The sequence below is a fragment of the Rhizobium sp. P1_E1 genome (assembly GCF_056406015.1).
The window spans coordinates 1-9,707 of record NZ_JBFUAY010000173.1; the positions used below are offsets into that span (position 1 = coordinate 1).

Below are 9,707 nucleotides of genomic sequence, written 5' to 3' on the forward strand. Positions count from 1 at the left end.
GCCACCAGTCCGGCAATATGACTTGAATGGCGCGGGGATCGAGCGCGGCGGCGCGGCGGACCCGATTGAGCATGATCAGCGGATCGGGCTGGCAGGCGCCGATGACGAATGGCATAGAGGAAGCCTTGCAGCGTTCGGCCAGCATTGCCTGGATACTGTCGAACTCCTCCTCCGTCTGATTGTGGAATTCGCCGGCAGTGCCGTTCGAATAAATACCATCGACGCCGGCATCGATGAGGATATCGATCTCTTCACCGAGCTTGTCGAATTCGATGCTGTCATCGGCTGCGATCGGTAGAAGCAGGCTCGCCCAGTTTCCGCCGATGGCGGGATGTGGCGTCGTCGCGTTCATCTATTGTCTCCGGTGGATGGCGGATCAGTTGAGGTCGTCGCGGATACAGGCCTTGAGGTGGCCGGGAGCGACTTCCCGCAATTGCGGGATCGTACCGGCGCAGGCATCGAGCGCGCTTGGACAGCGCGTGCGGAAGACACATCCGCTCGGCGGATTGGCCGGGCTTGGAATATCGCCTTTCAGGATCTGCCTGTTGCGGCGGGCATCCGGATCGGGCGACGGAATCGCCGAGAGCAGGGCGCGCGTATAGGGATGCTGTGGTCTCGCATAGAGATCGGCACTCGGCGCGACTTCCATGATGCGGCCGAGATAGAGCACGATCACCCGGTCGCAGATATATTCGACGACGGCGAGGTCATGCGAGATGAACAGCATGGTCAGGCCAAGCCGCTGCTGCAGTTCGCGCAGCAGGTTGATCACCTGCGCCTGGATCGACACGTCGAGCGCCGAAACCGGCTCGTCGGCGACGATGAATTCGGGTGACAACGTCAACGCACGGGCGATCCCGATGCGCTGGCGCTGGCCGCCGGAAAATTCATGCGCGTAGCGATTGATCGCGTCGGCGGGCAGGTCGACCTGGGCCAGTGCCGACCGCGCCCGTTCGAGCCTGTCACGGGCGGTGCCGATCCCCTGGATCTTCAGGCCTTCTGTCAGGATCTCGCCGATCGTCATGCGCGGCGACAGGCTGGCGAAGGGGTCCTGGAAAATATACTGCATGCGCGGCCGTTGTCGTCTGAGCGCGGAGGCGGAAAGCGCTGTGAGTTCCGTGCCGTCGAAGCGGACGCTGCCAGACGACGGCTCGACGAGGCGAAGGACGGTACGCCCGATCGTGGTCTTTCCGCTGCCGGATTCGCCGACAAGCCCCACGACTTCACCCTTGCCGAGATCGAAGGAGATGCCCTGGAGAATGTTCAGCCGCGTGCCACGGGAAGTATAGTGTTTCGAAAGGTCGCGGACGGAGAGCAGGGGGGTGCTCATCTAGATCTCCTTCCATCTGATGCAGCGGCTGCGGTGCTGCGAATTGACCTGTTCGAGCGCGGGAACCGCGACGCGACAGGCATCGATCGCGAATTTGCAGCGCGGGGAAAAGGCGCAGCCGCTCGGGATGTTCATCAGGCTCGGGACCATGCCGGGAATGGCGGCGAGCTTTTCGCCGGCCTGTTTCATCCGCGCTGCATCGCCAAGGCGCGGCATGGAGGCGAGAAGGCCCATCGTGTAGGGATGCTTGGGATTGCGGAAAACCTCGCCGACCGGCCCTTCTTCGACGATTCGGCCGGCATACATCACCGCAACGCGGTGGGCGATTTCGGCGACGACACCGAGATTGTGTGTGACGAAGAGCATGGCCATGCCACGCTCACGCTGCAGTTTGAGAAGCAGGTCGAGAATCTGCGCCTGGATCGTCACGTCGAGCGCCGTGGTCGGCTCGTCGGCGATCAGCAGCGCCGGATCGCAGGCGAGCGCCATGGCGATCGTCGCACGCTGCCGCATGCCGCCCGACAGTTCGTGCGGATATTGGCCGGCACGGCGTCGAGCGTCCGGTATGCCGACGCTTTCAAGCAACGCGACGGCTGCGTCCATCGCCGCCTTGCGGTCGGCGCCGCGATGGATGCGAATCGGCTCGCCAATCTGGTCGCCGATAGTGAAGACGGGATTGAGGCTCGACATCGGCTCCTGGAATATCATGCCGATGTCGTCGCCCCTGATCCTGCGCATGCTCTCTTCGTCGAGGGAAACGAGATCTCTGACCGCGCCGCCGCTGGTCGCGAGGCGGATGCTGCCTGCGGCGATCACGCCGATATTGCGGGTGAGCAACCGCATGACCGACAGGCTGGTGACCGACTTGCCGGAGCCGGATTCGCCGACGAGCGCAAGCGTCTCGCCGGCGGCAACGGTCAGGTCGATATCGTTGACCGCCGTGATCTCGCCGCCGCGGGTACGGAAGATCGTTCGCAATCCCTTGATGTCGAGAACGGGTTCGGCGGTTTGTTCCATCAGTCGTCTCAGTTCAGCAGGCCGGTTGCACGCAGGATCTCGTCGATCCGTGCCGTTTCCGTCTCGTTCAGGCTGGCACGCGGCCGCGGCATGACCGCAGAATCGATGATGCCGAGGCTACGCATGGCGGTCTTGAAAGCGCCGATCCCCGCTGCGCCGCCGCTGACGCGGCCCTGCGCGACCCAAACGATTTCGAAGAGGCGGCAGAGGCGCTCCTGTTCCTTCCTCGCGGCGACCCAGTCGCCGCGCTGCGCAGCATCCCAAAGGCGGACATAGCCGTGCGGATCGACATTGGCGATACCGGGGACAACGCCGTCGGCCCCCATCAACAAGGCGGTGTCGACGACGATCTCGGAGCCGGTCATCAGGAAGACGTCCTTGTGTTCGGCAAGGTCGAGGAGCGCATAGCGGAAGTTGCCGTCGTCGCCGCTGGAATCCTTGAGGCCGATAATCGCGCCTTCCCTAGCAAGCGTGACGACCGTCTGGCGCTGCAGCTTGACGTGAACGCAAACGGGAATGTCGTAGGCGATCAGCGGAATGTCCACCGCGTCTCTGACATAACGGAAGTGATCGAGGATCTCGGACTGGCTGGTGACTGTGTAAAATGGCGCCGTCACGACGACCGCGTCGGCACCGGCGGACTTTGCAACCTTTGCGTGGGCGATGACGCGATCCGTGGTCGGATCGATGACGCCGACGATCAACGGCACGCGGCCATTCACTACCTTGGCCGAATGTTCGATGATTTCCCGCCGGGTCTTCTCGTCATGGAAGATCACCTCGCTTGTCGAGCCGAGGACGAATACGCCATGGCAACCGGCATCGATCAGGTGCTCGAGCACACGCGTATACGAAGGATAGTCGACGGTGAAATCCGGATTGAGCGGGGTTACGACGGGAGGGACGACACCCTTGAATTTGGTCATTTTCGCTTCTTTCGATTGTCAGTTCAGTTCGGCACGCGGGTCGAAGGCATCTCTGAGGCCATCGCCAATGAAATTGATTGCCAGGACGGCAAGGATGAGCGCGGCGCCGGGGAAGAGCCATTGCCACGGATATTGTTCGAGCACGGCGGTCGAGCGGGCCGCGTTCAGCATGTTGCCCCAGCTGGCCGCCGGCGGGGCGATGCCGAGACCGAGGAAGGACAGGCCGGCCTCGAGCAGGATGGCATTGGCGATCTGCAGCGTCGCATAGACCACGAGGATATCGATCGAGTTCGGCAGGCCGTGGCGAAAGAGCAGATGTCCGATGCCAGCGCCCATGCCGCGGGCGGCCAGGACGAAGTCGCGTTCACGCAATTCCAGCAGCCGCGAGCGGATCATGCGCGCAAGCAGCGGCCAGGAAAGTAGCGAGATGACGATCACGGTCGGCCAGATGCCGGTACCAGCGATCGAGGCGAGCACAAGCAGGAAGATGACGGGCGGCACGGTCATCACCAGGTCGACGAAGCGCATCGAGACGGCGTCCGTCCAACGTCCCGCAAGCGCCGAGATGGCCCCGAAGAGAAACCCGATGACTGCAGAAAGCGCGGTCGATGCGACGGCGACCAGGAGCGAAATCCGGCCACCTTCGAGCACGCGGGCGAAGACGTCGCGTCCGACGCCGTCGGCTCCGAACCAGTGCGTTGGCGTCGGGCCGCTATTCATCGCCAGGAGATCGATGTCGTTCGGCCGGAAAGCCCACCACAGCGGATAGGAGAGGATCAACAGCAGCATTGGCGTGGCGATGCAGACGCCGGCAACGGCTGCGCGATTGAGCAGAAACCGACTGAAGGCGCGGGCAAGTGGCCCCGGGCTGCGGCGTTCGGGAGAGCGTGCCAGCATATCAACCCACCTTGATGCGCGGGTCGACGACCGCATAGGTGATGTCGGTCAGAAGATTGACGACGATAACGCAAGTGCCGATGACGAGCGTCGCCCCCATGATGACGGGGTAGTCACGGGTCTGCACGGCATCGACGAGCAGGAGCCCCATGCCCGGCCAGTTGAAGACGCTCTCGATGAAGATGGCGCCGCCGATTGCAAGCCCGATGGCGGAGCCGATCAGCGTCACGATCGGCAGAAGCGCATTGCGCAAGGCATGTTTGCTGATGACCCAGAATTCACGAACACCCTTGGCCCGGGCCGTGCGCACGTAATCCTGGTTCAGGACTTCGAGCAGCGAAGCGCGCATGTAGCGCATGATCAATGCGGCTTGCGCGACAGACAGAAGTGCAGCCGGCAGGATCAGATGGTGGAGGAGATCGCCCACCGAGAATTCCTCGCCCGGCGTCAGCATGCCGCCGGACGGCATCCAGTGCAGGCGGACGGAGAAGACATAAAGGCCGATGAGCGCGCTGAGGAATGCTGGGCTCGAAATGCCGGCAAGCGCAATCACCGACAAGGAGAGATCGGCAAGCGAATTGCGGCGGACGGCGCCGATCACCCCGAAGGTGATGCCTGCGACGATGGCAAAGACAAGTGCGGTGCCCATCAAGAGCACTGTCGGGCCAATCCGTGACAGCACCAGACCGAGAACCGGTTGATCGAGACGCTTGATCGAATAGCCGAGATTGCCCGTCAGCGCCTGCTGCAGCCAGCCCAGATACTGCACCGGCAAGGGTTGATCGAGCCCGAGACTTCTACGCAGATCGGCAAGATCTGACGGCGACATCGGTAGGTTCGGATCGATATAGGCATCGATCGGATCGCCGGGCGTCAGGCGCAGCAGCAGGAAGATCAGCATGCTCAGGGCGACGAGCATGCCTATTCCTATCACCAGGCGTCTCAGACTATATTGGAGCATCGGCAATCCGTCTTATCGGGCCGTCTTGTCAGGCCGTCTTGACAGGGTGGCCGAGGCCACCCTCAAGGCTTTTCGGAAAACGCCTATTCGGCGATCGACCACTTCTGCGGGTTGGCCTGGTAGGGGCCGCCGCCCGGCGCCGGCGTCCAGACGAAATCCTTCACCTTGGTCGAGACGATGCCGTAGCGGTTTGCCACCCAGAGCGTCGCCCACGGTAGGTTCGTGTTCATCACCTTGCAGACGTCCTGGTAGGCAGCATCCCGCTTGGTGCTGTCCGGCTCGGCCAGCGCTGTATCGAGTGCCTTGGTGAGGTCAGGCATGCGAACCCTGGCGACATTCGGTCCGGCCGGAGGAATCTGCTTCTCGTTGAGGCCGACATTGATGCTTCCGGCATCCGGCCCGTTCTGCAGCCCGGCGTAAACCAGCTGGAACTGGGCAATATCCGGCGTCGCATTGAGCACGATGCTGTTATAAGTCGGCGCATCGACGGCGCGCGGGACGATGTTGATGCCGACCTGGGCCAGCATCGCCTGGACTGCCGCAAGTACGTTGGTGGCAAGCGGCGTGGTGTAATAGGTCAGAAGCGTGATCGGCTTGCCGCCGTTGATCTGGTCCCAGCCGGCTTCGGTCAGCAACTGCTTGGCCTTCTCGGGATCGTAGGCATAGGTGTCGATATCAGGCGGTGTCAGCTGTTCGGCGACATAGGCGCAATTGGCAGGCTTGGCCGCACCACCATAGAGGCTCTGGATGATGGCATCGCGATTGATCGCGTACATCACCGCCTGGCGCACGCGCACATCCTTCCAGAGCGGAGAATCGTGGTTGAAGCCGAGATAGTTGACGACGAAAGAGTTGCCTTCGATGACCTTGAAGTCCTTGTTGTCCTTGAAGGTCGGCACATCGTTGGAATCGACATAGGTGAACTGGATTTCGCCGGATCTTAGTGCCGCGATCGCCGCGGCCGGGTTGGCGAAATAGCGATCGATAACGCGTTCCAGTGCGGGCTTGCCACCGCGATAATCGGTGTTTGCGGCAAGTTCGACATACTGATCCGAGACGTATTTGGTGAATTTGAACGGGCCGGTGCCGATCGGCGCGGTGGACCACCATGTGTTCTTTGCCAGTTGGTCGGCCGGAATCGAGGCGAGCGCATGCTCGGGCARCATCATCACCTTGGTCATCGTATCGAGAAAACTGCTGCTCGGTGCGCTGAGCTTGATGACAACAGTGTGATCGTCCGGCGTCTCGACGGACGATATGCCCTTCAATCGGGCGGCGAGTACCGAGCCGGTTTTCGCATCCATCGCAAGGGTCATGGTGAACTTCGCGTCATTGGCGGTAAACGGTTTGCCGTCGTGCCATTTGGCGTCCGCCAGCTTGAACGTGTAGCTCATCTGGTCCGGGCTGACCTCGTAGGAGCTTGCCAGCGCGCCGACGACCTTCTGCAGCTTCTCGTCATAGGTGATCAGCGGTTCGTAGTAGACGCTGAGCCAGGTGAAGCCGGCGGTGGCGGCAAGCGGATTGAAGTTGCCCTGGAAGCCTCCGGGGCCGACATCGAAGCCACCCGACAGCGTGGCTGCCTGAGCCTGGGTTGCAATTCCCGAAACGACAAGAGCCGGAACGGCAGCCGTCGACAGCAGGGCGCCAAGCGCAATAACGGATAATCTAGACAGTCTTTTCATGTGTTCCTCCCACGTTTGAACTTGTCTTGTTGTTGGCAATCACCCGGGCAATGCCCTCGTAGTGACGATCCAGGCGTCTGCGCGCCTCCTCCAGATCCCTTGCCTCGATCGCATCGACGATCGCGGCATGGTCGCGCCACGTCGCCATCGGATCGGTATTTTCAAGATTGACGAAATCCGATGCCTTGTAGAAGGCGAGCCAGAAGACATCGATCAGCCGCACGAGCGTTTCATTGTCCTGGCAGCGGAACAGCAGTCGGTGGAACAGCTGGTCGTCTTCCGCAAAGGTTTCACCGCGTTCGGCATGGGAGCGCATTCGATTGACGGTGGCGCGCAGTTCGGCGATGTCCTCTTCCCCGATCACGTCGATCGTCTTGCTGATCAATCCCACTTCCAGCGTGCGTCGGATTTCGAGGACTTCCTCGATCTGTCGCAGGGCGCCGCCGAGGCCGTAGGCGAGGTTGTCGAGAAGCGGCTCGAAGGAAAAGGCCTTCACGAAGATACCGACGCCGCGCCGCGTCTCCAGCACACCGAGCGATTCCAAAGCTTTGATGCCTTCCCTCAGCGAATTGCGGCTGACGCCGAGCTGGGTGGCAAGCTCTCCTTCCGCCGGAAGCAGGGTTCCGGGCGCAAGGCCATTGTCGTCGATATAGGCGCGCAGACTTTCCTGCACGGAGACATGCAGCAGCGGCGCGCGCGTCAGCGGCTTCATCGATTTCAATGTCATGCCGGCCACTCTCTCGCATCGCCAATAAGATGGATATTACATATCCACTTGTAGGATATCTGTCAAATGGTCAGGCTTAAACGATTGACACCGAACCCCGCTCGCATCTGGTTGAGGCGGTCGTTCCTGGGGGCCAGAACGACAAGATGCAAACAGCTCAGTTTTCCTGGAACGACCTCAGCCGGAGGCTTGACCGACCTCTGCAGCATGGACCACCACGCAGTTGCGGCCGGTCCTTTTGGCAAGGTAGAGTGCCGCATCGGCCTGTCGCTGCATGTGCTCTGCGGACACGAATTCACTGTTTTCCATCAATATCGCTATTCCGATGCTGACAGTGACCCAGGGACCGACGCGGGAGGTAGGATTTGGAAGAGACGCAGCTTCTACTCGGCTTCGAATTCTCTCAGCAACCAGCCGGGCCTCTTGTTCATCGGCGCGTGGGAGAAAGACGAGAAATTCTTCGCCTCCGTACCGGGCGACTTGGTCTCGCTCGTCTCTCATGCTGCTCTGAATGATGCCGGCAACTTTCACCAGGCAACGGTCGCCCTCGGCATGCCCGCGATTATCGTTGAGGCGCTTGAAGTCATCGACATCGCACATCAGCATCGCCGCGCTGCTCGTTCGTTTAAGGTCCTCGTTCCAGAAATGATGGAGCGTTTCCATCATCGAACGCCGGTTGGCGACACCGGTCAGCGGATCGGTCCGCGCCAGCAACTCCAGCTGGGAATTGGCGTCAGTAAGCTCCGCGAGGCGGCTTCGATCTCGTAACTCAAGCAAGAAGGTTTTCTRAGCAAAGATGGTGGCGGTGCGTCTGGCAACGACGGTTGCCGCCACACCGCTTGCGAAAAACAGCGTACCGGCGAGAGCACTCCCCACTTCAATGCCCGGATTTCGCAGCTGAAACACAAGATAAATACCGAGGGCAGCTGCACCGATCGTCATCGCCCAACCGAGTGGAACGGGAAATATGATAATGGCAGTGACGGCCACAAAGAGCATGATGGTCAAATGCCGCTCGTAAAACTCGCCACCGGTGTTAACGCCCACCAAGGCTACCGAAAGAAGGATGAGAAAAACAGCCGAGAGGAGGAAAACTCCCTGCACCCACAAAGCGTGCGGCCGCAGGAAGGCTATCGCGGCGACAAGAGCTGCGGGGGGAAGGATAGACGCTGGCCAAAGCATCGACATTACGGTTTCGGTCGGAAGCAAGATCGCGTTGAGGCCCAACGTCAGAACGTCGAGCACGATAACCCAAACCATCCACGCGCGGATGATCTTGGCAGTCCGCGGCCAGGAGCGTTCGCGAAAAAGCTGAGCCAGTTCCCCATTGAAGCGGATATCACGCGTGCGTCCACCGAGCAGGCGCTCGACTTGCTCCACAATGGCCGGGCTCAACCTCTGGAGAGGTTTCCGCGAAGACGCCCTTACCGGTTTGATAGGAGCTGTGGTTCGCTCGGTATCCATGTGTCGGATCTAGGGAGCAGACGACCGGAGGCAAGACGAGCCGCAAATTCCGCCCCAAAAGACGATATGCTTGCCCYAATGATTTTGTACCAGGGGACGACAGCATGTCGTTAACGTGTCATATCGGGTCAAAGTCTCACGCGTGCCAGGCCGAATTTGCGTTCGATTCCTTTCAAGACCCCAATCATCCTCGATGAGGTAGGCCATCCAATGATCAAAGCTCGCCCGAAGCGAGATTGAGGAGGATGCCCGCTGAAATCCGACGAAAGGCGATATATGCATCTTCGAGAAACTGAGGTTCTGGAAATAGGCGGGTTGTTGGTTCACATCCGTTCAAGGCGGTCGAACGTGGCGAAGATTACTTAAGAGCGCTTACCTTAGCTTTCTCCTTATTTAAATAAAGCCACGCTTGCTTAAATAGCGGCCGAAACCCATACTCGCGTCGCGATCCTTAGCGAAGGCAATGATCCTTTGCCCCCAACCGCGTGAACATCCAATAATAATCTACGGGTCGACGGTTCGAACCCCTTCAACGCGATGGCTACGGCTGCTGCACAATGTTTAACGGGGCACGGCACAATGCGTCCTGAGCCTGGCGAGCACGCTGGAAAAGGCATTCCCACCGGCGTCAGTAAACCAATCGAGCCCGTATCGTTCCTTGAATCTGGCGGAGTGCATCAAGTATATCATTTGCAGTTTGGCC

General features: G+C 60.5%; 9 protein-coding genes. All 9 read right to left on the reverse strand.

The window, feature by feature from the left end; all coding sequences use genetic code 11:
• Window positions 1–352, reverse strand: a 352-nt coding sequence (locus tag AC1D1Z_RS29980) for a dihydrodipicolinate synthase family protein (RefSeq protein WP_477852519.1), incomplete at its 3' end; no start/stop codon positions are given.
• Window positions 353–376: 24 nt separating this feature from the next.
• Window positions 377–1,330, reverse strand: coding sequence for an ABC transporter ATP-binding protein (locus AC1D1Z_RS29985; RefSeq protein ID WP_018245517.1), 954 nt, complete (start codon window positions 1,328–1,330; stop codon window positions 377–379).
• Complete coding sequence (locus tag AC1D1Z_RS29990) at window positions 1,331–2,347, reverse strand: ABC transporter ATP-binding protein (protein ID WP_018245518.1); 1,017 nt, start codon at window positions 2,345–2,347, stop codon at window positions 1,331–1,333.
• Window positions 2,348–2,355: 8 nt separating this feature from the next.
• On the reverse strand, window positions 2,356–3,273 hold the full coding sequence (locus AC1D1Z_RS29995) for a dihydrodipicolinate synthase family protein (RefSeq protein ID WP_018245519.1): 918 nt from the start codon (window positions 3,271–3,273) through the stop codon (window positions 2,356–2,358).
• Between the two features lie 18 nt (window positions 3,274–3,291).
• Window positions 3,292–4,170, reverse strand: a complete 879-nt coding sequence (locus tag AC1D1Z_RS30000; protein WP_018245520.1) for an ABC transporter permease — start codon at window positions 4,168–4,170, stop codon at window positions 3,292–3,294.
• Window position 4,171: 1 nt separating this feature from the next.
• Window positions 4,172–5,131 (reverse strand): ABC transporter permease, encoded by a 960-nt coding sequence (locus tag AC1D1Z_RS30005; RefSeq protein WP_018245521.1) that lies wholly within the window; start codon window positions 5,129–5,131, stop codon window positions 4,172–4,174.
• Window positions 5,132–5,214: 83 nt separating this feature from the next.
• Complete coding sequence (locus AC1D1Z_RS30010) at window positions 5,215–6,813, reverse strand: ABC transporter substrate-binding protein (protein WP_018245522.1); 1,599 nt, start codon at window positions 6,811–6,813, stop codon at window positions 5,215–5,217.
• Entirely contained in the window at window positions 6,797–7,540 is a 744-nt protein-coding gene (locus AC1D1Z_RS30015) for a FadR/GntR family transcriptional regulator (protein WP_018516877.1), read from the reverse strand. Before AC1D1Z_RS30015 ends, AC1D1Z_RS30010 begins: the two co-directional genes overlap by 17 nt.
• Before the next feature lie 177 nt (window positions 7,541–7,717).
• Window positions 7,718–9,004, reverse strand: a complete 1,287-nt coding sequence (locus AC1D1Z_RS30020; protein ID WP_477852521.1) for a GGDEF domain-containing protein — start codon at window positions 9,002–9,004, stop codon at window positions 7,718–7,720.
• Window positions 9,005–9,707: the final 703 nt, after the last annotated feature.

Coding starts and splice junctions, on each gene's coding strand:
- AC1D1Z_RS29985 (WP_018245517.1), bottom strand. CDS start 1,330: ATGAGCACCCCCCTGCTCTCCGTCCGCGACCTTTCGAAACACTATACT.
- AC1D1Z_RS29990 (WP_018245518.1), bottom strand. CDS start 2,347: ATGGAACAAACCGCCGAACCCGTTCTCGACATCAAGGGATTGCGAACG.
- AC1D1Z_RS29995 (WP_018245519.1), bottom strand. CDS start 3,273: ATGACCAAATTCAAGGGTGTCGTCCCTCCCGTCGTAACCCCGCTCAAT.
- AC1D1Z_RS30000 (WP_018245520.1), bottom strand. CDS start 4,170: ATGCTGGCACGCTCTCCCGAACGCCGCAGCCCGGGGCCACTTGCCCGC.
- AC1D1Z_RS30005 (WP_018245521.1), bottom strand. CDS start 5,131: ATGCTCCAATATAGTCTGAGACGCCTGGTGATAGGAATAGGCATGCTC.
- AC1D1Z_RS30015 (WP_018516877.1), bottom strand. CDS start 7,540: ATGACATTGAAATCGATGAAGCCGCTGACGCGCGCGCCGCTGCTGCAT.